General features: G+C 65.6%; 17 protein-coding genes. 10 read left to right on the forward strand and 7 right to left on the reverse strand.

Going from position 1 to position 21419, the window contains the following annotated elements:
- Positions 1-48: 48 nt before the first annotated feature.
- The 8 genes from AC0KVN_RS08145 (at position 49) to AC0KVN_RS08180 (ending at position 8763) form a co-directional block, all read left to right on the forward strand.
- Complete coding sequence (locus tag AC0KVN_RS08145; RefSeq protein WP_483656053.1) at positions 49-1020, forward strand: hypothetical protein; 972 nt, start codon at positions 49-51, stop codon at positions 1018-1020.
- A gap of 57 nt (positions 1021-1077) precedes the next feature.
- The gene (locus AC0KVN_RS08150) at positions 1078-1992 is read left to right on the forward strand and encodes a sulfite exporter TauE/SafE family protein (RefSeq protein WP_004207740.1); all 915 of its coding nucleotides are present in this window, start codon (positions 1078-1080) and stop codon (positions 1990-1992) included.
- Positions 1989-2747, forward strand: a complete 759-nt coding sequence (locus AC0KVN_RS08155; protein ID WP_435568888.1) for a TIGR02186 family protein — start codon at positions 1989-1991, stop codon at positions 2745-2747. The genes AC0KVN_RS08150 and AC0KVN_RS08155 overlap by 4 nt, the downstream gene beginning before the upstream one ends.
- 224 nt (positions 2748-2971) lie before the next feature.
- A complete protein-coding gene (locus AC0KVN_RS08160) occupies positions 2972-3709 on the forward strand; it encodes an AcvB/VirJ family lysyl-phosphatidylglycerol hydrolase (RefSeq protein ID WP_435568887.1) in 738 nt (245 codons plus the stop codon).
- 3 nt (positions 3710-3712) lie between these two features.
- Positions 3713-4123: a DUF2147 domain-containing protein gene (locus AC0KVN_RS08165; RefSeq protein WP_125988174.1), complete on the forward strand. Its 411-nt coding sequence runs from the start codon at positions 3713-3715 to the stop codon at positions 4121-4123.
- 6 nt (positions 4124-4129) lie between these two features.
- Entirely contained in the window at positions 4130-6673 is a 2544-nt protein-coding gene (gene mprF / locus AC0KVN_RS08170; RefSeq protein ID WP_435568886.1) for a bifunctional lysylphosphatidylglycerol flippase/synthetase MprF, read from the forward strand.
- 39 nt (positions 6674-6712) lie between these two features.
- Positions 6713-7105, forward strand: coding sequence for a VOC family protein (locus AC0KVN_RS08175; protein ID WP_287430534.1), 393 nt, complete (start codon positions 6713-6715; stop codon positions 7103-7105).
- Positions 7106-7158: 53 nt separating this feature from the next.
- Positions 7159-8763: a family 43 glycosylhydrolase gene (locus AC0KVN_RS08180; RefSeq protein WP_435568885.1), complete on the forward strand. Its 1605-nt coding sequence runs from the start codon at positions 7159-7161 to the stop codon at positions 8761-8763.
- 375 nt (positions 8764-9138) lie between these two features.
- Here the strand turns inward: AC0KVN_RS08180 and AC0KVN_RS08185 are convergent, their stop codons facing one another.
- From AC0KVN_RS08185 to AC0KVN_RS08200, 4 genes are all read right to left on the reverse strand, one after another.
- Positions 9139-10632, reverse strand: a complete 1494-nt coding sequence (locus tag AC0KVN_RS08185; protein WP_435568884.1) for a PepSY-associated TM helix domain-containing protein — start codon at positions 10630-10632, stop codon at positions 9139-9141.
- Positions 10629-11195: a hypothetical protein gene (locus AC0KVN_RS08190; RefSeq protein WP_435568883.1), complete on the reverse strand. Its 567-nt coding sequence runs from the start codon at positions 11193-11195 to the stop codon at positions 10629-10631. Before AC0KVN_RS08190 ends, AC0KVN_RS08185 begins: the two co-directional genes overlap by 4 nt.
- On the reverse strand, positions 11189-13471 hold the full coding sequence (locus tag AC0KVN_RS08195; RefSeq protein WP_483656054.1) for a TonB-dependent receptor: 2283 nt from the start codon (positions 13469-13471) through the stop codon (positions 11189-11191). The genes AC0KVN_RS08190 and AC0KVN_RS08195 overlap by 7 nt, the downstream gene beginning before the upstream one ends.
- 189 nt (positions 13472-13660) lie before the next feature.
- Complete coding sequence (locus AC0KVN_RS08200) at positions 13661-16528, reverse strand: TonB-dependent receptor (protein ID WP_483656055.1); 2868 nt, start codon at positions 16526-16528, stop codon at positions 13661-13663.
- Between the two features lie 367 nt (positions 16529-16895).
- Between AC0KVN_RS08200 and AC0KVN_RS08205 the strand changes: the two genes are divergently transcribed.
- Together AC0KVN_RS08205 and AC0KVN_RS08210 are read left to right on the forward strand one after the other, a co-directional pair.
- Entirely contained in the window at positions 16896-18299 is a 1404-nt protein-coding gene (locus AC0KVN_RS08205; RefSeq protein WP_435568880.1) for a pectate lyase family protein, read from the forward strand.
- Positions 18296-18682: a cupin domain-containing protein gene (locus AC0KVN_RS08210; RefSeq protein ID WP_435568879.1), complete on the forward strand. Its 387-nt coding sequence runs from the start codon at positions 18296-18298 to the stop codon at positions 18680-18682. The genes AC0KVN_RS08205 and AC0KVN_RS08210 overlap by 4 nt, the downstream gene beginning before the upstream one ends.
- Positions 18683-18691: 9 nt before the next feature.
- Here the strand turns inward: AC0KVN_RS08210 and AC0KVN_RS08215 are convergent, their stop codons facing one another.
- The 3 genes from AC0KVN_RS08215 to kduD form a co-directional block, all read right to left on the reverse strand.
- Complete coding sequence (locus AC0KVN_RS08215) at positions 18692-18868, reverse strand: hypothetical protein (RefSeq protein ID WP_163000274.1); 177 nt, start codon at positions 18866-18868, stop codon at positions 18692-18694.
- A gap of 74 nt (positions 18869-18942) precedes the next feature.
- Positions 18943-20511 (reverse strand): carboxylesterase/lipase family protein, encoded by a 1569-nt coding sequence (locus AC0KVN_RS08220; RefSeq protein ID WP_483656056.1) that lies wholly within the window; start codon positions 20509-20511, stop codon positions 18943-18945.
- A 90-nt stretch (positions 20512-20601) separates the two neighbouring features.
- Complete coding sequence (gene kduD / locus AC0KVN_RS08225) at positions 20602-21357, reverse strand: 2-dehydro-3-deoxy-D-gluconate 5-dehydrogenase KduD (RefSeq protein ID WP_483656057.1); 756 nt, start codon at positions 21355-21357, stop codon at positions 20602-20604.
- Positions 21358-21419: the final 62 nt, after the last annotated feature.

Genomic DNA, 21419 nt, shown 5'->3' on the forward strand with positions numbered 1-21419 from the left:
GGACGGCCGGTGCGCTTCTTTTTCATGCTGTGCATCGGCTGGACCGGCATGCGCCTGTTCGGCACGATCGCGTCGACAGCGCCGCTACCGGCGACAGTGCCGCCCCCGCCCCAAGGCGGTCGGATCGGCTCCCCCACCCGTCAGGAGCGCATCATCCCGATCATCCGCAGAGCAGAGACAGCAATATATTCTGGCAACAAGTGGCAACCCATCCGTGCGAGTTCGCCCTTCAAGCCAGTCCGGACCGCTTATGCCATCGCGCCACTATCGACTGCATGGTCGTTGAACTCTGCCGCCTCCGGACAAAGACCTCCCCTAACCCGACCCAAAGCTATGGAACCGCTTGCCATTTCGGTATCGACCATATCGCCTGTCGGTCATGATCGCTGGCAAGGCAGCGCCTGGCTGCTCTGGCGCTCCGGCGGTGGTTCATCGGCAGACCTCGCCACAGTGGGGCGCCTCGGCGGGTCGCAGGCCGGCGCGCGGATCGACTTCGACCTGATGCCCCGATCCTCGGGGCGCCTTGCCGCTTATGGTCGGGCCACGACGGCCCTCCAGTCGCCAGAAACGCCCGAAACTGCGGTCGGCCTGTCCTATCAGCCAGTACGCCATATTGCCGTCAGCCTTGCCGCCGAGCGACGGATCGCGCTCGATACCCAGGCGCGCGACGCTTTCGCTCTGTTCCTCGTCGGCGGTTTTGGCCCCAAACCCGTTGCCGGACCGATCGAGGCCAGCCTTTATGCGCAGACCGGCATGGTAGGGCTGCACAAGCGCGACCTTTTCATCGACGGAAAATTCTCGCTGCTCGCGCCGGTCAAGGACAGCCCCCTGCGCGTTGGCTTCAGCCTGTCTGGTGGTGCGCAACCCAATGTCGAACGACTGGATATCGGCCCCGAAATCCAGTTTCGTCTGCCCCTTCCAGCGATCGCCGCACGCATCGGGATCGAATGGCGTGAACGTGTCGCCGGCCAAGCCAAACCGGCTTCCGGCCTGGCGGTCACGCTCGCCGCCGATTTTTAAGCCTCTAGCCATCTCGCGGCTTTCGCTCGGAGTCTTTTGTCTCTAACCCGATGGGGCATGGATCTATACCTGCCCATCGCCAATCTGTCGGTGAACGCCCTGGTCATCATCGGACTGGGTGGCGTCGTCGGCCTGTTGTCGGGCATGTTCGGCGTGGGTGGCGGCTTCCTCACCACGCCGCTGCTCATCTTCTATGGCATCCCGCCCACGGTCGCAGCAGCCTCCGCTGCCAGCCAGGTGACCGGCGCCAGCGTGTCCGGCGTCGTGACCCACATGTCGCGCGGCACCGTCGATTTCCGCATGGGCGGCGTGCTGATCGCCGGCGGCGTGGTCGGCGCGGGCCTTGGCGTCCTCATCTTCCGCCTGCTCCAGTCGCTGGGGCAGATCGATACGGTGATCGGCATTCTCTATGTGCTGATGCTGGGCGGCATCGGATCGCTGATGGCGAAGGAGTCGATCCAGGCACTGATCGCGCTCAAGACAGGCAAGCGCATGCAGGCGCGCAAGCGCCGCCACCATCCGCTGGTCGCCGCACTGCCGATGCGCTGGCGCTTCTATCGCTCGGGCCTCTATATCTCGCCGCTAGCGCCGCTGCTGCTGGGCATGGCAACCGGCATCCTGACCATGTTGCTGGGCGTGGGGGGGGGCTTCATCCTGGTGCCGGCGATGCTCTATCTGCTCGGCATGAACACCCAGTCGGTGGTCGGCACGTCGCTGTTCCAGATCCTGTTCGTCACCATGGCGACGACCATGATGCACGCGATGACGACCAAAGCGGTCGATCTGGTGCTGGCCATGCTGCTGCTGATCGGCAGCGTCACCGGCGCGCAGGTCGGCACCCGGCTGTCGATGACGATCCGCCCGGAGTATCTGCGCATCCTGCTCGCCGCGATCGTGCTGCTGGTCGCCGCACGCATGGCGCTGGGGCTGGGCTGGCGGCCTGACGAAATCTTCACGATCGACGTGAAATGAGGATATCCTGCCTCATCCTGCCAGCCCTGGCCCTGCTGCTGAGTGCCGCGGACGAACCGCAACTGGTGCCCGATGTGTCGCAGCGCGAGGTCGAGATCCAGTACAGCTTCACCGGTGCGGACCTGCTGCTGTTCGGCGCCATCGTCTATCCCGACGGTCGGCGTCCGGACAAGCCGGCGGACATCGTCGTCGTGCTGAAGGGCCCCGAACAGTCGATCACCATGCGCGAGAAGCAGAAGGTGGCCGGCATCTGGGTCAATGCCGACCGCGCCCGCTTTCGCTCTGCGCCCAGCTTCTACGCCATGGCCTCCTCCCGGCCGATCGCCCAGATCGTCGATGAACGCACGGCGGCGATCTACGAACTGGGCGTCGACAAGCTGCAACTCTCCCCCTCCTCGCTCAACGACAGCGAGGAACTGGACCGGTTTCAGGCTGGCCTGGTCGATCTGCGTCAGCGCAACGGCCTGTTCGTCGAACGCGCCGGCACGGTGGAGATCAGCGACGGCGTGCTCTATCGCGCCCGTCTGCCGCTTTCGGCCCGTGTGATCGTGGGCGACTATACCGCCGAAACCTTCCTGGTGCAGGACGGCCGCGTCGTGGCAGCGGCGGTGCGCGACATCCATGTTCGCAAATCGGGCTTCGAACAGTTCATGGCCGTCGCGGCCGAACGCTGGTCTTTCCTCTATGGCCTGACCGCCATCGCTCTGGCCGTCGGCATGGGCTGGGCCGCCGGCGCAGTCGCCCGCCGCATCTGATCGGCCGCCTCTCCAAAAGTTCATCTTCCAGCCACGCTACCGCAGGCCGTCATCGACCATATCGGTCGTGCCACCTCCCCTCCCCCTTGGGTGGCACGAAACAGGCCAGCTTGGACCAGTTGGCCGAACGGTCGGAACGCGTGGGTCTTGTTCCGACCGCTCACAGCCCGGCACGTCGGTCTCCTCCCGACGTGCCGGGCGCTCGGGTCTATCGAGGAGACGGCATGATGGCGCGCGGCGGCAAGAGCATCCGGTATATCCTGCCCATCCTGATCCTCGCTCTGCTGGCGGCGGCCTTCCAATGGCTCGGCTATCTGGGCGGCGGCCCCTTCTCCTTCTCCCGCCCACAGGGCTATCGGCCGGGCCATGGCACGCCGATCGCCATCATACTGTCGGGCGACATGGGCATGAAGGTCGGCATGGGGCCGGGTATCATGGCACGCCTGACGCGAGACGGCCTGCCGACCGTCGGCGTCAATTCGCTGACCTATTTTCGCAAGACCCGCAGCCCGGCAGAGGCCACCGCACTGATCAGCCAGGCCCTGGCCCAGGCCCACGGCATCGATCCCGCTGCGCCGGTCATCCTGATCGGCCAGTCCTTCGGCGCCGACATGGCGCATGTCGGCCTTGCCGCGCTGCCCCCCGCGCAACGCCATGCCATCGCCATGGTCGCACTGGTCGTGCCAGGCGCCACGGTCGAATATCGCGCTTCACCCGGTGAGATGTTCACCTTTGCCATAGCGGAGGCGGACGCCCTGCCGACCGCGCGCAAGCTCGACTGGGCGCCTTTGCTCTGCGTTCATGGGCAGGAGGAAGCGGCCAGCCTCTGCCCCTTGCTCCGCCAGCCCAATGTGCAGACCGTCGCGCTGCCGGGCGGACACCCGTTGCACCATGATGTCGATGCGCTCTACCATGTCCTGCACGCGGCCTTCGCCCGGCAGGGATTGATCCGGAAGACCTGACCCATGCATCACGCCCTGCGCCTGTTCCTTGCCGGCATCAGCCTGATCATCGCCGTTCCGGCGATGGCGGCCGATCCGGTGCTGGGTTCCTGGATCAATCCGCGCGGCAGCGTCACGGTCACGACCGGCGCCTGTCAGGACCGATTGTGCGGCTGGGTCAGCCACGCCAATGCCGAGGCGCTGGCCGATGCCAGCGATGCCGGCATCCCGCATCTGGTCGGCACCACCCTGTTGCAGGATTATCGCCCCAAGGGACCGGGCCATTGGGCCGGGCGGGTCTATGTGCCCGACATGGGCCGCACCTTCTATTCCACCATCGACCAGCAGGGTCCGGACCAGCTGAAGATTTCCGGCTGCATCCTGGGTGGGCTGTTCTGCCGCAGCCAGCTCTGGCACCGGGTCAAGACGGGGTAGCGACAGATGGGGGCCATGACATATTTGCGCCGTTACCAGACGCCCTTGTCGGTCGGGCTGGTCGTGCTGCTCGCCGCGCTCGGTTTCGTCGCGCTCTACCATCTGCTGCACGATGTGCATGTGCGCGACATCCGCGCGGCCTTTCATGCACTTGGCCCGACAGCCCTGATCCCCGCCCTGCTGCTGACCGCGATCAGCTATGTCACGCTCACCTTCTACGACGTGCTGGCGCTGCGCTCGATCGGCCGCCCCTTGCCCTATGGGACGGCGGCGCTCGCTTCCTTCACCAGCTATACGCTCAGCCATAATCTGGGCCTGTCGCTGCTGACCGGCGGATCGGCACGCTACCGCATATACAGCGCGGCGGGGCTGGGTGTTGCCGATGTAGCGCGCGTGGTCGCGATCGCCGGCGCCACCTTCTGGGGCGGGGTTCTGACGCTGGCGGCGATCATGCTGGTCTGGCGGCCGGAGACGCTGTCGATGGGCGATGTCCGCCTGTCCGCGCCGGCATTGCGTGTGGCCGGAAGCCTGACCCTCACGGCCATCATCGGCCTGATCCTCTATGCCGGCCGGCAGGGACGGATGCTGCATTTTGGCCGCATGTCCCTGCCGCTGCCGCCCGCCTCGCGCATATTCTGCCAGATCGGCATCGGCGTCATTGATCTCGCTGCCGCCAGCGCGGCGTTGTTCGTCCTGGTGCCCGGTATCGGCCTCCATGCCTGGCCTGCCTTCTTCCTGGGCTATGCGCTCGCCATCGTCGCCGTGCTGCTGACCCATGTGCCCGGTGGCGTCGGCGTGTTTGAACTGGTGATGCTTGCCGCCCTGCCCGGCGTCGACCGGCCGCAGCTGGTGGCCGCGCTGCTCGCCTATCGGCTGGTCTATTATATCCTGCCGCTGCTGATCGCGGTCGGTATCATCGTTGCGCAGGAGGGCTGGCGCTGGCGGCAGCCGTTGCGCCGCACCCTGCGCGGCCTGCAGGCCGTCACGACCGGCCTTGCACCGATCATGACGGCAGCGCTCGTCTTCCTTGGCGGCGCCATCCTGCTGGTATCGGGCTCGCTCCCGGCCATCCCGCACCGGGTCGCGACCCTCAACAGTGTCGTGCCCTTGCCCTTCCTCGAAGCCTCCCACATGGCCGGCAGCCTGGTCGGCGCGGCGCTGCTGATCCTGTCGGCCGGCCTCTACCGGCGGCTGGACGGGGCCTTCTGGCTGACCCGCATCCTGCTGCTGGCCGGCGCGATCTTCTCGCTGCTCAAGGGGCTGGATTATGAGGAAGCTGCGGCGATGCTGCTGATCGCCGCGCTGCTGCAATGGGCGCGCCCGGCCTTTTATCGCCGGACCCAGCTCATCGCCGACGCCTTCACCCCCGGTTGGCTGGCGACGGTCGCAGTGGTTCTGGGCCTCTGCGTCTGGATCGGCTTCTTCGCCTACAAGCATGTCGAATATCAGAACGACCTCTGGTGGCATTTTGCCGCCCGCGCCGATGCCTCCCGCTTCCTGCGCGCCAGCCTGGCCGTTGCCGTCCTGCTGATCGGCGTGGCGCTCTGGCGCCTGCTGCGCCCGGCCGCGACCATTCCCGCCTTGGCCAGCGACGCCGCTGCCCCGCCAGAGGCCGCGCTGGCGCTGGCCGAGCGCACCGACGCCAATCTTGCCTATATCGGCGACAAGCGCTTCCTGGTGTCGGATGGCGGCACCTGTTGCCTGATGTACCAGATCAGGGGGCATAGCTGGATCGTCATGGGCGATCCCGTCGGCGCCCGAAGCGAGTGGGCCGACCTGCTCTGGCGGCTGCGCGAACAGGCCGACGCCGCGCAGGGGCGGCTGCTGCTCTACCAGATCAGCCAGGACATGCTGCCGATGGCGATCGAACTGGGTCTGCAGATCGTCAAATATGGCGAGGAGGCGCATGTCGATCTGGCCGGTTTCACGCTGGACGGCCCGGATGCCAAGCCGCTGCGCTATGCCGAGCGGCGCGCGGCGCGGGAGGGCGCCAGTTTCGAAATCATCCCCGCCGCCATGCTGGACAAGGAAATGGACCGGCTGGCCGAGATTTCCGCCCATTGGCTCCAGTCCAAGGGGCACAAGGAAAAATGCTTCAGCGTCGGCCGCTTCGATCGCGCCTATATGGCGCAGTTCGACTGCGCCGTGGTGCGGCAGGAGGGCAGGATCGTCGCCTTCGCCAATATCTGGGCCGCGGCCGACCGGTCCGAACTGTCGGTCGACCTGATGCGCCATGATGACGGCGCCCCCTATGGCACGATGGACTTTCTGTTCATCCACCTGATGCTGTGGGGCAAGGCACAGGGTTATCGCTGGTTCAACCTCGGCCTCGCCCCGCTTTCCGGGCTGGAGGCGCGCCGACTGGCACCGCTCTGGTCGAAGCTGGGGGCGCTGCTCTACCAGCATGGCAATGCGCTCTACGGCTTTGAAGGACTGCGCGCCTACAAAGACAAGTTCGGGCCGGAGTGGGAACCCCGCTTCGTCGCCGGGCCGCAAGGCCTGTCCTTCGGCCGGGCGCTGCTCGACCTTCAGGCACTGATCGCCGGATAGCCATTGCGCGACGGGCGCATCCCGCGATAGCGCTGGGCGATGCACGCCATCCATCATATCGCCATCATCGGGTCCGACTATGCCCGGTCCCGCCATTTCTATGTCGACATTCTCGGCTTTGCCGTGCTGAACGAGGTCTATCGCGCCGAACGCGACAGTTGGAAATGCGATCTGGCCGTCGGCGGCGCGCAGATCGAGCTTTTCTCCTTCCCCAATCCGCCGCCGCGTCCCTCGCGCCCGGAAGCCTGTGGCCTGCGCCACCTTGCCTTTGCCGTCAGCGACCTGGATGCAGAAGTCGCCCGGCTCGAACGCCATGGCGTGGCGTGCGAGCCGGTGCGGGTGGACGAATATACCGACCGGCGCTTCACCTTCTTCGCCGACCCCGACGGATTGCCGCTGGAGCTTTACGAAGATCGGGTCCGCGCCATTTGACAGCATCAGGTCATGGCCCTTAGGTAACCGGTATCAATAATCGGGAGAGGGTCATGGCAGTCAGCCGACGGGACGCATTGCTGGCGACGGCTTCGGCGGCGCTGGCAGGTGGTTTGAGCGAGGCGCGGGCGGCACCCCCTGCTCCACCGGCCACGCCTGCCCCCGCGCCCGACTGGCGGCGCGGCTTCGACCATCAGCGCATCGCCGACCTGGGCGATGGCCGCTTCCTCAATCCGCTGATCGCGGGCGACCATCCCGATCCCACCATCCTGAAGGATGGCGCGGATTATTACATGACCTTCTCGACCTTCGATTCCTATCCCGGCCTCATCATCTGGCATTCGCGCGACCTGGTGAACTGGCGGCCGATCGGCCCGGCGCTGCACAGGAATATCGGATCGGTCTGGGCGCCCGAACTGTGCAAGCACAAGGGCCGCTATTATCTCTACATCCCGGTCAAAGCGTCTCCCAACACCAGCTATGTGATCTGGGCCGACCGGATCGAGGGGCCGTGGAGCGATCCGATCGACCTGCATCTGCCCAACCATATCGATCCGGGCCATGCGGTGGGCGAGGATGGATCGCGCTGGCTGTTCCTGTCGGGCGGCGACCGGGTGCGCCTGACCGACGATGGCCTGGCGACCGTCGGCCAGCCCGAACATGTCTATGACCCCTGGCACTATCCCGACGACTGGGATGTCGAGGGTTTCTCGCCCGAAGGCCCCAAGATTTTGCGCCATAAGGACTGGTTCTATCTGGTGACCGCCGTGGGCGGCACGGCCGGACCGCCGACCGGGCATATGGTAATCGCCGCCCGGTCGCGGTCGATCCATGGCCCCTGGGAAAATTGCCCGGCCAACCCGATCGTGCGGACCGTCGATCGCGCCGAAAAATGGTGGTCGCGCGGCCATGCCACCTTGGTCGAGGGGCCGGATGGCAGTTGGTGGTCGGTCTATCATGGCTATGAAAATGGTTATTGGACATTGGGGCGGCAGACGCTGCTCGACCCGGTCGAATGGGCGGCGGACGGCTGGTTCCGCATGACCGGCGGCGACTTGTCGCAACCGATCGCCAAGCCGAGGGGCGGCCAGGCCGGGCCGCATGGCCAGCCGCTGTCGGACGATTTCCGCGCATTGCACGTCGGTTCGCGCTGGAATTTCTTCAAGCCAGCGCCGCAGGAAGCGCAACGCGCGCGGGTGGAAAACGGATCGCTGGTCCTGAAGGCCAGCGGCACCGCGCCGTCCAGTTCGTCGCCGCTGCTGCTGGTGGCGGGCGATCAGGCCTATCAGTTCGAATGCACGATCGAGATCGCGCCGGGTGGCGTCGCCGGCCTGCTGCTCTTCTATGACGAGCAGCTTTATTGCGGGCTGGGCTTCGACCAGGAGCGGTTCGTCACCCATCAATATGGGATAGAGCGCGGCCGCCCCGCCAATCCCCATGGCCGCCGGATGCGGATGCGCGTCACCAACGACCGGCATATCATCCGCTTTCACATCAGCGGCGACGACGGCAGGAACTGGAAGCGCTTCGACCGGGGGATGGAAGTGTCGGGCTATCACCATAATGTGCGCGGCGGCTTCCTGATGCTGCGCCCCGGCCTCTATTCCGCCGGTGCGGGTGAAGCGCGCTTCACCGACTTCCGTTTTCGCGCACTCTAGGCCGATTGGGGCCGACACGGGACGCGACAGTCGAAGTTCACAGTGTCGTGCGGGCTATTTCGGGCCAATGCGCCTGTGATGCACCCGCGACGCGCCGGCCACGCGCCTGTGACGCGACAGGGGCGGGGAAATCGGGTCACGCCCGAGCGCCTTCGACGCGACGGCGAGGCGACAGTGAAGCGACAGCCACACGACAGGCAGGTGGTCTGGCGAGGAGATGGGGCGGCTCTTGCATCCCCAAGGGTAGATCAGAGATGGGCCGAGTAGGAAAGCCGGGGCAGCGTCGCGCAAGCCCGCCCCGCTGCGACTAGCGCGCTGCGCGCGCAAGTCTCGCTGCTCTTCCCGTTTACGGGAGGGGAATGGCAAGTTTCTGCCTTAGACCTTGGCTGGAGCGCGGCTGCGCAGCAGCGCGAGCAATAGGCCGATGCCACCGGCAAGCAGTAGCAGGTCGACCAGCAGCCCCTGCCCGCCCGCCAGCAGCGGGGCGCCGTGAAGCAGCGCGACCGCCAGCAGGCCCGCGACCAGCGCCCATTGCAGACCGCGCGACAGGCGCGGACCGGGCAGCGCCTTCGCCATACCCGCGGCCAGCACCGACAGGATGGTGAGGCCCAGCCAGACCAGCGGCAGCGGCGCTTGCGGCAGGGCGAAGGCCAGAACGGCGGTGAGGACGAGGATGACCGGCTGGCCCCAGCAGATCGCAGCCCAGATCCGTTCCCATTGCGGCGCGGGCCGGCCGCGATCGCGGCGCCGGGCCAGCCAGATGGTCACGCCGCTGGAGGTAACGATGCAGAGCGCAATGCCGAGCAGGCCATAGGCGATCCGCACGGGCAGCCCGCCGAACCAGCCGAAATGCAGTTGGCCGATGCCGCTCAGCATTCGGGTGCCGGCGACCAGATCCTGCGGCTGTTCCTGATGGAGCAGTTGCCCGCGCGCATCATATTGCACCTCGTCCTGCTGGGTCAGCAAGTGCGGCCGGCCGCTGTGGATCGAGATGCGCATATCGGCGCGGCCGGGCCGTTCGACCATGATATTGTCCGCTACGGCCGCCGGCGCGCGGGCGCGGGCATCGGCGATCAGCCGGGCGATATCGGGAATGGGCGCGGCGCGCGCGTCAACCTTGGGCGGCGGGTCGAGGAAGAGTTCATAGACCTTCCCCATGTCGCCCCGATAGAGCAGCATCGCCAGCATCGCGACGATGATGGTGCTGAGCCCCAGCAGCGCCCCGGTCAACGCCAGGGTGAAGTGAAAGGGCAAGGCCCAGATGCCGAGGCGATTATGCAGGTCCGCCTCCTGCAGGCGGCGCGAACCACCCAACCGCAGATGGAAGGCATCGCGCAGCACGCGCGGATGCGCCAATATGCCCGACACCAGGGAGGACAGCAGCGCCACGCCGGTCAGGCCGACGATGAACTGCCCCCAACTGCGCGGCAGATGCAGGTTGATATGAAGGTGGATCAGGAATTCGGTCCAGACCGCTTCCAGATCGGACAGCGCGCCATCGGCCGCCACGCCCCATTTATGTTCATAGGTCGCGCTGAAGGCCGTGAGGCTGGCGCCGTCCTGGCTGGCGGTGGGCAGCGACAGATAGAGGGTGGTGTCGGCCGGCGCGCGTCTGGCCGCTTCGGCGATGGCGCGGGCGGCCGAGGCATCCGACAGGCTGGTCACCACCGGCGTCGCCGGCACTTCCCACCGTTCCAGATCGGGCGCGAACACGGCGACCGTGCCGGTCAGGCAGACGATATAGATGATCGCGGCAAAGGCGAGGCCCAGCACCGAGTGGCTGCTGAGCACCGATCGCACCGTTTCGGGCGACAAGGGCCAGCGCCATTTCTTTGCCCGGCTGTTGGTCTGGACGCTCTGGTCGTTCATGCGGCCCCTCCCAAGGCAGCGAGGCCGAAGCCGATGATGCTGGTGCCGACCAGCACGGCGGTCGCGCGGAGCAGGCGACGGTCCGCCAGGGTCCAGGTCATGGCCAGCCCCCAGAGGATCGGAAGCAACAGGCCGCCAAGCACGATCCGGGTGCGCGGATCGCCGGGCAGATAGACGGTGACGCAAAAGGCGACACCCATCGCCGCCGTCATGCCAAGCGGCCCGGCGAGCAAGGCGCGGAGCACCCCGCGCCAGAAGCGGCCGGGCTCCTCCAGCGGCTCGGGCGCGACATCGCCATCGCGCACCCGCGCCGCCTTGCGCCGGACCCGGCCGAACCAGATGATGGCGAGCGCACCGATCCCCTCCATCGCCAGTCCCAAGGCCAGCCCCTTGACCGGCCCGATCAGCAGGAAGGCAGCGACCAGCAGGCCGATCAATATGGCCCATCCCGCCAGCAGCAGGCCAAGCACGGAGCGGTCCCGCCGCACCCAGGAGCGGCGCAGCAGGGCCGCGCCCAGGGCGCCGCCGGCGATGAGCAGCAGGCTGGCGAGTCCGATCACCAATGGACGCTCGCGCCGACGCCGACGGTCTGGGGCTCGCCCAGGATCGCCTGATGGATCGCGGCATATTGGTACTGCATATAATCCTCGTTGAGGATGTTGCGGGCGAAGACGAACAGCGACCAATGATCGGTCTCATAACCGATCTTGCCATTCACGATCGTGCGGCCGCCGACCTTGTACTGGCCCTGATCCTGACCGACGCCGGTGAAGACCGACGACCGGTAATTGGCGTTGAGATTGGCGACGAAGCCAGGCCCGAACTGCGCATTGATGCCGCCCGACAGGGTCCAGCGCGGCGCATAGGGGAATTGGGTGTCGGTGAGGTCAACCGTGCTGGTCGCCCCGGCGGGCAGGACGAAATCGGTGAATTTGGTGCGGACATGGCCGACCGAGCCATAGAGATCGATGCCGCGCGCGATAGTGGCATTCGCTTCCACCTCGAACCCGTAAAGATGCGATCCTGCCGCGTTCACCGTGTTGTAATCATAGGCATTCTGGCCGAAATAGGCGGTGACTTGCTGGTCCTTCCACGTCATGTAGAAGGCATTGGCATTGAGCGTCAGGCGCCCGTCGAGCCATTTGGAGCGCAGCGAGCCTTCATAGTTCCAGCTATATTCCGGATCATAGGCGACGAGCAGGGCGCGGGCCGGGTTCTGGCTGGAGCCGCCCGAGCGATAGGCGCGCTGGACGGTGAACGCGGTGGTGAGGTCCGGCGTCCAGTCCATGCTGATCCCCGCCTTGGGCAGGAAGGCGTTGAAGCTGCGGCTGTTGGACGCCAGCGGCGAGGAAGCGTCAGCGACCAGCCCCAGCACCCCCTGATTGATCAGCGAAATGATCGGGGCATAGGCGGCGCCGAGGAAATTGGCATCGGGTAGCGTGCCGTTGAAGGTCGCCACGGTTTGCGCAGCATAGCGGTTGCGCTCATGATCGTAGCGGAAGCCGCCGATCAGGGTCAGCCGGTCGGTCAGCTTGAAACGGGCATCGCCGAACAGCGCCATCGTCTCCACCTTTTCCGGCTGGTCAGCCGAATAGGCGACCGGGATGACCGGCAGTTGTGCCGCATAGGCATTGCTGAGGAAGGTCGCCTGCGCCGCGGTCGCGCCATTGGCGCGCAGCAGGGCGGCGATGGTGGCGGTCGGCGTATCGATGTTCACCCGGCTATTCTGGTCGATGCTGCCGGTGCGGCGATAATACCAGGCGCCCAGCAGGCCGCTCAGCCGTTCGCCATCATAGTTGAGGCGCATTTCCTGGGTCAGGGTGCGGTAATTATAGCGATTGTCGATCGCCTGGATATCCTGCGGCGTGCCATCGGTATCGATCACCGAATGAACGCGCGAGCGGTTCCAGGAGGTGACGCTCGACAGTTTCAGCCCATGGGCCAGCGGATAGCTGATGTTGAAGACGGCAAGGTCGCTGTCGATCTTGCCCCGGCTGGGCTGGTCGCCGGTGGCGATACGGTGATTGAAATAATTGGGCACGTCGGTGCGGGCATATTCGTAGAGATAGCCGCCGTCGCGCCGGACGCGATTATAGCTGGCGACTGCCTCCAGCCCCGGAATGGCCTGGGGCGTCCACTTGATCTTGCCGCGCAGATTGAGCGATTCCAGCGCATCGCTATATTCGTCGCGGGTGACATTGTAGATGAGGCCGCGATCGTTGCGGCGCTCGGCCGACAGGCGGATGCCCAGTTCATCCTTGATGATCGGCCCGCCGATCGCGGCGGAGAAGGTGCGATCATCATATTCGCTCCACAGCACGCGCGCGTCACCGCCCCAGCGGGTCAGCGAGGGATCCTTGCTGGTGATGACGATGCCGCCGGCCAGCGCATTGAGGCCCTGGATGGTCGATTGCGGGCCACGCAGCACTTCCACCTGCTGCACATCCCACAGGTCGGTCGGGCCGCCATAAAGCGCCCATTTGGGAACCGGCGCGCCATCGACATAGACGCTGGCAGCGTCTGCCTGCCCGCCCGCGCCGACGCCGCTGTTGCTGATGCCGCGGATGGTGAAGCCGGACGAGCCGTAGGTTTCGGACAGGTTGGCGGTGCGGTTATAGACGTCCTGGATGGTGATCAGCGCCTCGCGCTCGATCGTCTCGGGCGTGACGACGGCGATGCTGGTCGGGGTCTGCTGCAGGGTGCGGGCGCTCTTTTCGCCGGTGACGATGATGTCGGCGCGGGCCTGGTCCATATCGGCATCCGGCGCCTGTTGCGCCATGGCTGGGCTTGCCAGCGCGACGATCGCCGCCCCGGAAAAGAAGAAAGACGACCGCACCATATAATCCCCCAAATATTCTTGGCGGCGCCATATTTGAGAACGCTAACGCGAGTCAATGTCATTGTATGAATGGACTATTGCTGTCGTCTGCCCGGCACCATGCCTACCCCACTGCGGACCCAAGAAAAAGGGCCAGCCACCTCGTGCAGAAGGCGGCTGGCCCGTGACGGCGCGACCCGAAAGAACAGGCTACATCTTCACGCGCGCGCCGAACTGGAAGGTGCGGCCGAAATGGTTGTACTCATAGTTGCGATTGGCATCGAGGTCGGTGTAGCGGCCGCGATATTCATCGGTCAGGTTGATGCCGTCGAGAGTGAATTCCAGCCAGTCGGTCGCCTTGTAACGAACCGAGGCGTCGACATTGACGGTCGAATTATAGCCTTCGAAGACGTTGCCGGTCCCGCTGTTCTGATCGCTGTAAGGCCCGCGATAGCTGGCCGAGACGCGCGCGCTGAAGCGATTGTCGTCATAATAGAGGGTGCCGTTATAGGCCCGCTTCGACACGCCGAACAACGTGTTGTCCCGCGCGACATTGACCAGGCCGCCACCCGGCACGACCGCCGGTCCCGACACATTATAGGTGGCGTTGGAGTCGATGAAGGTCGCGTTGGCCAGGATGCCGAAATGCTTGAAGATGCCCGGCAGGAAGGTGAAGGGCAGTTGCAGCGCGATTTCCGCCCCCTTGAGCGAGGCGCCGGTGCCGTTGACCGTGGTCGCGATGGTCCAGATCGGTTCCGCCTGCAGCGCCGGATTGAGCGCGGCGGGCGAGGAACTGACCAGCACCGAAGCCGGCAGGCCGGTTTCCGCGAAGGTCGCGTTGGAAATGGTCGCGGCGACCGGGAAGCTCTGCACATCCTTCTTGAACAGGGCGACCGAGAAGAGCGACTGGGGCGCGAAATACCATTCGACAGCCAGGTCATAGGCGGTCGCGCGATAGGGGTTGAGATAGGGGTTACCGTAGCTGACGCGATATTGGAAGCCGTCGGCCGAACCGCCCGGCGTCAGGCTGCCCAGCGTCGGGCGGGTCATCACATCGGCCACCGCCGCGCGAATGACCAGCTTGTCGGTCGGGAACAGGGCCAGGTTGGCGGCCGGCAGCCAATCCTCATAGCTGCGCTTGATCGTCACCGGGATGCCGCCATTGAGGCCGGTCGAGCGCTGATCGGTCTTGGCATAGCGCATGCCCGCGTTCAGCGCATATTCGAGGCCGAACAGGTCGCCCTTGGCATCGAACTGGAAATAGCCGCCGGTCACTTCCTCGCGCACCGACCGGTTGTTGCCGACGTCCAGCGCCAGCGCGCGGTCATAGAGCTTGGTGTAGGCGGTCGCCGTGTCCAGATTGGGGATCAGCCACTGGGTGGTGGTGCCCGACGGCTGACCCGCCTTGCCCAGGGTGAAGAGTTCGCTCAATTCCGGCGTCGCCTGGAAGCCATAGACGGCGCTCGGGCCGAACAGGCTGGTCGGCGAACAGGTGATAGTGCCCAGCACCAGATCCTTGCCGCCATTGCCGCAGACCGCGGTATCGCGCTGATAGCCGACGGTCTTGAAGTCGAACCGGCGCCACATCGAACCGACCTTCACGGTCAGCCCCTCCGCCGCGTCCCATTCGGTGCGCAACTGCGCGGTCTTGAAGCGGTTGGTGGTGTTGGACGGACGGTCGCGGATTTCGGCGAGCTGGAAATTGGCCGGATCGGTCACGCTGGTGCCGAAGGTCAGCTTGGGATGCTTCATGTCGCTATAGTCATAGCTATAGCCCTGGGCATCGCGATCGTCGAAGACCACCGTGGTTTCGACCGGAATGTCGGCGTTGGATTTGGACAGGCCGCCCAGCAGGGTGAAGCGGAACTTGTCCGTCACATCCTGGTCCCAGGTGCCGCCGATCTGATAGAATTCGGTGCTCGACTTGCGCAGATAATGTTCGGTGCGGACCCAGGCATCGTTGAGCGTGGCCGAGATCATGTTGCCATTATCGTCATAGACCGGATTGACGACATTGATCGACCGCTCGTTGGAGCGCAGCAGCACCTCGCCCCACTTCTCCTCGCGGGTTTCCTTGAAGCGCGAATAGAGGCCATCGATCGAGATCTTGGTCGCGTCGGTCGGAGCGAACTGGATCGATCCGGTCAGGCCCAGCCGCTCGCGATCATGACGCACCTCGCCATAGCGCGGGATGCGCGGGTGGAAGGAAAGGGCCGCCGCATCGCAGGCCGCGCTCTTGACATAGGTGCCGCCCGAATTGGGCTGGGTGAAGCAGGGAGTGCCATCGACATTGTCGAAGCGGGCCTGGGCCCAGCGCACGCTGTTATTGCCCAGTTCCTTGGTATCGAGCGTCGAATAGGCCGCCGACAGGGCGACGCCGAAGCGGCCGTCGGCCGATTTCCAGGATGCGATGCCGGCCAGACGCGGCCCCCAATTCTTGGCCAGATCATTATAGGAAGCGGTCGCCGAACCGACGAGGGTCAGACCTTCCTTGCCACCGAGCGGATTGCCGGTGTTGAGATCGACCACGGCGCCAAGCGAGCCTTCGTCCAACGAGGCTTCGGCGGTCTTGTGGACGACCAGCGAGCTAAACAGCTCGGACGCGAAGACGTTGAAATCGAAGGAACGATCGCGGTTCGAGCTGGCACCATCGGTCGAGGTGGCAACGGTTTCCAGCCCGTTGACGCGCACACGGGTGAACTGCGCGCCCAGGCCGCGCACGGTGATCGCGCGCCCTTCCCCGCCGTCACGCTGGATCGAGATGCCGGGGATACGCTGCAGGGATTCGGCGAGATTCTGGTCGGGGAACTTGGCGATATCCTCCGCCACGATCGCATCGACCGAACTGACCGACTGACGCTTGAGGTTGATCGCCGCGCCCAGCGACTGGCGGAAACCGGTGACGATGATGTCGGATTCCTGGGCTGCGGCATCCGCCTGCCCCTGATCCGGCGCAACCGCGGCATCGCCCTGCACGGACTGGGCCTGAGCGGTGGAAACGCAGGCGATGGCGCATGCCAGGGTCGAGGCTGCGGACAGCCATTTCCGGGCGGACGAAGCCTGTACGAACGCAATCATAGAAACATCCCTCCATATTTCCGCCACGCCTCTTTGGGGGTGCGGCCCGATGTTGTCCCCTTGAAGACACCGGTGTCAGAAACTTGTGACCCGACTGCGGATCGATGTCAATGATCATTGCGGCAATTATGTCTGAAGTTGCCAGGCCAGCGCTCGCGGCGATTTTCCGCACCCTCCTGTAGGAAAAGCGTCCATATCGAGCCATTTTGCACCGCAATATGGGCCACATGGCGTAGAATGGCGGAGAGCAGCCCGCGCCTTCGCCTCGCTGCCACAATGACTGCAAACAGATTCGACACCGGTGTCAAATTGCTTGCATCATCGCCGTCACGGTGCAAGTCTCGCCAGGAGAGGAGCCTTCGGAAGCATGAAAATAACCGCCAGACTGATCGCCCTGCCGCTTGCCGGCCTTGCCCTGATCCCCCTGCCCGCAACCCTATCCGCCGCCTCGGCCAAGACCAGCGCATCCAGCGCAACGACCGCGTTTCCCGGCGCCGTCGGCTGGGCATCGGCAACGCCCGGCGGCCGGGGCGGCCGCATCATCCGCGTGACCACGCTGGCGGCCGATGGCCCCGGCAGCCTGAAGGCGGCACTGGAAGCAAAGGGCCCGCGCATCGTCGTGTTCGAGGTCGGCGGCGTCATCGACATGGCGCGCCAGACCATCACCATCCGCGAACCCCATCTGACCGTTGCCGGCCAGACCGCCCCCTCCCCCGGCATCACCCTGATCCGGTCGGGCATCGACATCGCCACCCATGACGTGATCATGCGCCATATCCGCGTGCGCACCGGGGTGGACGACCAGCCGCTGCTGAGCGGATGGGAGGCGGATGCCATGTCGGTGGTCGGCGGCCATGACATCATCGTCGACCATTGCAGCTTCACCTGGGCGATCGACGAGAATATGTCGGCGTCCGGCCCGCGCTTCAACGGCAAGACGCCCGACGAGTGGCGCGCCAACACGGCGCACAACATCACCTTTTCCTATAATCTGGCGGCCGAGGGCCTGGCCAATGCCAGCCATCCCAAAGGCGAGCATAGCAAGGGGACGTTGATCCACGACAACGCGACCAACATCCTGATTTATCGCAACATCTACGCCCATAATGTCGAGCGCAACCCCCTGCTGAAGGGCGGCGTCCATGCCGCCGTGGTCAACAACATCATCTATGATCCGGGCGAGCGCGGCGTGCATTACAACCTGATGGCGCTGGAATGGGGCGAACATCCCTATCAGAATGGCAAGCTGGCGGCGGTCGGCAATGTCATGCGCGGCGGCGTATCGACGGCAATCGACCTGCCCTTCCTGACGCTGGGCGGCGACGGCGACCTGGAATATTATGGCAAGGACAATCTGGCGGTCGACAAGTTCGGCAAGCCATTGCCGATGTTCGGCCGCTATGGCGAGACCAAGGCCAGGCTGATCGAGACGCAGACGCCGCCGACCTGGTGGCAGGGGCTGGACGTTCTGCCGGTGCGCGATGTCGAGACCCACGTGCTGTGGCGCGCGGGCGCCCGCCCGTGGGACCGGGATGCCGACGATCTGCGCGTGCTGTTCTTCGTCGCCGAAGGACGCGGCGAGATCATCGACAATGAGAAGCAGGTGGGCGGCTATCCCAAGTTCGCGCCGACCCGCGCGCCCTTTGTCGAGGGCGACTGGAACCTCGAAACGATGGAGCCGAAATCAGGCCGCTATCCCGGCCAGAAGGACGAGACGACCGAACATCTGTCGGACCGCGACAAGATGATGCGACAGGAGCCAAAGCCATGAGCCTGATGCTGTTTTTGGCGGCGGCCGCCGCGCCGCCGATGGTGGTCGTCGACGAGCGCGAGGTGATGCGCGACGAGCCGCCGCCCCATGGCGAGATCGGCATGTCGACCGCCTATCGCATCAGCGACGCCGTGCCGCAGCCGCGCAGCATGGAATTCCGCAAGCGCGTGCTGCATGTCGGTGCGGCGATCGGCGTGCACCCGATCGCCCATGACGAGGTCTATTATGTCCTGTCGGGCGAAGGCGTGGTGACGTCCGACGGCGTGGAAAAGCCGCTGACACCGGGCATGGCCGCCTATCTCTACAAGGATGCCAAGGTCGGCATCCGGCAGGTCGGCAAGGAACCGCTGGCGCTGATCATCAGCTATCCGGTGGTTCACTGAGCAGGCAAGTTACCAGGCGCGCGGCACATTGCCGATGCGCTTGGCGACATCCGCCTCGATCGCGTTGAGTTCGGCCTGGCTGAGCACACCCGACAGCATCAGCCGGCGCATCAGCTCATCGACCAGAGCGGCGAGAAAATGCAGCTCGCCGCGTTCCGAGACATAATCGATATCCTGCGTATCCATGCGGTTCCTCCAACTGCATGGGCGGACTCAACGCGCCCGCCCCCTTTTGGTTGCGGCCCGGCAACGAACAGCGTTCATCTGCCCGGCTGGATATAAGGGACGCGGGCGAAGAGTTCCCGCTCCCAGCCGCGCGGATCGCTTTCCACATGGCTGTCGACATCGACGATCATCGTCTGGCGTTCGTCCAGCCGATATTGCGGCCAGGGCGCCATTCCGCTGCCATTGGGATCACCGCGCCGAGCGAAGGCCAGGAAACGCTGCATCAGCGCGCGCGACGCAGCCTGCGCACCTGCACCCGTGCCGGTGAAACTGCCCGGCGCATCGAGCGTACCGAAGGCGAGCGCGATATCCATGGTGTGCGGCGCGCCGCGTTCGGGCTGGGTCGGCGAGGCAAAGTCGACCTGATAGACCCAGGTCGGCGCATCGGCGCGGGCGCGCGCCTCCGCCTCCAGCACCTGCCCCGGCCAGCTGCGCCCGGCCGTGGTCGCGGCGTAGAAGATGCGCTCCGCCGACCAGTCGGGATAGCGCGCGCGATATTGGGCAACGATCCATTCGGGCGAAAGGTCCATGCGCAGTTCCGGCGCCATCCGGGCGGCGAGGTTGGACCAATCCAGCCCCTGGAGCCTGGGGCCATGGGGATCGATGAAGGCACGGGTCTCGTCATGGGTGTTGCCCAGCATCATCGGGATCGCCTGCGACTGGGGCGGCGCATCGGGCCAGAAGGGATGGCGCGCAAGATGCGTCATATCGAGCACCGGGCCCATATAGAGACCGCCACCCAGGATCGGGTCTTGCGCTGCCAGCCCCTCCACCAGTTGCGCCGTCGAAAGTGACAGCAAAGATGACAGGTCATCGGCCTTTACGCCCAGTCGGGCGAGATAGGCCTGCGCCCGCTTCGTCGCGTTGAGCGGGCCGGAAGCCGTCACCTGCTGCCCGCTCATGGTGATGGCGCGGTGAAACAGGCCGGCAGCGGCGGGCATCGCCATCATCGTCGCGATCTTCGCGCCACCACCCGACTGGCCGAACACCAGGATATTGCCGGGATCGCCGCCAAAGGCCGCGATATTGTCGCGCACCCATTGCAGCGCGAGGATGAGGTCGAGCTGGCCCGCATTGCCGCTGTCGGCGAAGCGCGGATCGAGCCGGGCGAGATAGAGATAGCCGAAAATGTTGAGCCGGTGGTTGACCGTCACGACCACGACATCGCCCTGTGCAGCCAGCCGGTCGCCATAGGTCAGCGGATCGACCACGGAGCCGTTGGAATAGGCGCCACCATGGATGTAGAGCATCACCGGCCGTCTGGCGCGCGGGTCCGGGCCGGGGGTCCAGATATTGAGAAACAGGCAATCCTCGCTCTCCGGTTCCTGCTTGCCCTGTTGCGGGCAGGAGGGCGCGAAGGCGCTGGCATCGGCCGTGCCGGTCCAGCCATCGGGCGCAAGCGGTGCCTGAAAGCGGCGCGACGCGGTATCCTGACCATAGCGCAGGCCGCGAAAGACATGGAGGCCACCCTCGCGGGTGCCGGCGACCCGGCCCTTGCGGGTGGTCACGATGCTGGAGGCGGCAGCATGGGCCGGGCGAGCGAGACCGGCGCCCAGCAAGGCCGCGGCCCCGGTCAACGCGCTCCGCCGGTCGATATTGGGCATCCGTCCTCCTGTGATGAAACGGGAGGCTGAGCCCTCCTCTTGGATCAGGTTCGTCCTGCGCCGGCCCGGAGGCAGGCGCAGGACGGGATATCAGCGGGCCAGCCAGCCGCCATCGACGGCGAGGATGTGGCCATGGATATAATTGGCGGCCGGCGAGGCGAGGAACACGGCCGCGCCGCCAATGTCGCTGGGGTCGCCCCAGCGGCCGGCCGGGATGCGTTCCTGGATCTGGCGGTTGCGGGTCTCGTCGGCCTGCAGCGCGGCGGTGTTGTTGGTCGCGATATAGCCCGGCGCGATCGCGTTGACGTTGACGCCCTTGGCCGCCCATTCGTTCGCCAGCAGCTTGGTGAGGCCGGCGACGCCGCTCTTCGACGCAGTATAGCTCGGCACGCGAATGCCGCCTTGGAACGACAGCAAGGAGGCGATGTTGACGATCTTGCCGCTGCCTTGCGCCAGCATGTGCCGCCCGGCCGCCTGGGCCAGGAAGAAGGTGGATTTGAGGTTGGTGTCGATCACCGCGTCCCAGTCTTCCTCGGTGAAGTCGACGCTGTCGGCACGGCGGATGATGCCGGCATTGTTGATCAATATGTCGAGCCCGCCCAGTTTCTCGATCGTCTCGTCGACGACGCGCTGCACTGGTTCGATGCTGGACAGATCGGCCGAGACGATCTCCGCCTTGCGGCCGAGCGTGCGAACCTTTTCGACGGTCTCTTCCGCCGGGGTGCGGCCCACCGCCGCAATGTCGGCGCCAGCTGCGGCCAGCGACAGCGCGATCGCCTGGCCAATGCCGGTATTGGCGCCGGTGACGATGGCGACCTTGCCGGTCAGATCGAAGATAGTGCTCATATAAGCTCCAAATCCCCCTCCCGCTTGCGGGAGGGGTTAGGGGAGGGCATGTGAGGGGAGAG

The sequence above is a fragment of the Sphingobium sp. SG1 genome, assembly GCF_057063145.1.

Bases quoted from the DNA above. Each gene is read 5' to 3' on its own strand.
- AC0KVN_RS08175 (WP_287430534.1), top strand. From the start codon at position 6,713: ATGCACGCCATCCATCATATCGCCATCATCGGGTCCGACTATGCCCGG.
- AC0KVN_RS08220 (WP_483656056.1), bottom strand. From the start codon at position 20,511: ATGCCCAATATCGACCGGCGGAGCGCGTTGACCGGGGCCGCGGCCTTG.
- AC0KVN_RS08195 (WP_483656054.1), bottom strand. From the start codon at position 13,471: ATGGTGCGGTCGTCTTTCTTCTTTTCCGGGGCGGCGATCGTCGCGCTG.
- AC0KVN_RS08155 (WP_435568888.1), top strand. From the start codon at position 1,989: ATGAGGATATCCTGCCTCATCCTGCCAGCCCTGGCCCTGCTGCTGAGT.
- AC0KVN_RS08145 (WP_483656053.1), top strand. From the start codon at position 49: ATGCGCCTGTTCGGCACGATCGCGTCGACAGCGCCGCTACCGGCGACA.
- AC0KVN_RS08205 (WP_435568880.1), top strand. From the start codon at position 16,896: ATGAAAATAACCGCCAGACTGATCGCCCTGCCGCTTGCCGGCCTTGCC.
- AC0KVN_RS08200 (WP_483656055.1), bottom strand. From the start codon at position 16,528: ATGATTGCGTTCGTACAGGCTTCGTCCGCCCGGAAATGGCTGTCCGCA.
- AC0KVN_RS08150 (WP_004207740.1), top strand. From the start codon at position 1,078: ATGGATCTATACCTGCCCATCGCCAATCTGTCGGTGAACGCCCTGGTC.
- mprF (WP_435568886.1), top strand. From the start codon at position 4,130: ATGGGGGCCATGACATATTTGCGCCGTTACCAGACGCCCTTGTCGGTC.
- AC0KVN_RS08185 (WP_435568884.1), bottom strand. From the start codon at position 10,632: ATGAACGACCAGAGCGTCCAGACCAACAGCCGGGCAAAGAAATGGCGC.
- AC0KVN_RS08160 (WP_435568887.1), top strand. From the start codon at position 2,972: ATGATGGCGCGCGGCGGCAAGAGCATCCGGTATATCCTGCCCATCCTG.
- AC0KVN_RS08215 (WP_163000274.1), bottom strand. From the start codon at position 18,868: ATGGATACGCAGGATATCGATTATGTCTCGGAACGCGGCGAGCTGCAT.
- kduD (WP_483656057.1), bottom strand. From the start codon at position 21,357: ATGAGCACTATCTTCGATCTGACCGGCAAGGTCGCCATCGTCACCGGC.
- AC0KVN_RS08165 (WP_125988174.1), top strand. From the start codon at position 3,713: ATGCATCACGCCCTGCGCCTGTTCCTTGCCGGCATCAGCCTGATCATC.
- AC0KVN_RS08180 (WP_435568885.1), top strand. From the start codon at position 7,159: ATGGCAGTCAGCCGACGGGACGCATTGCTGGCGACGGCTTCGGCGGCG.
- AC0KVN_RS08210 (WP_435568879.1), top strand. From the start codon at position 18,296: ATGAGCCTGATGCTGTTTTTGGCGGCGGCCGCCGCGCCGCCGATGGTG.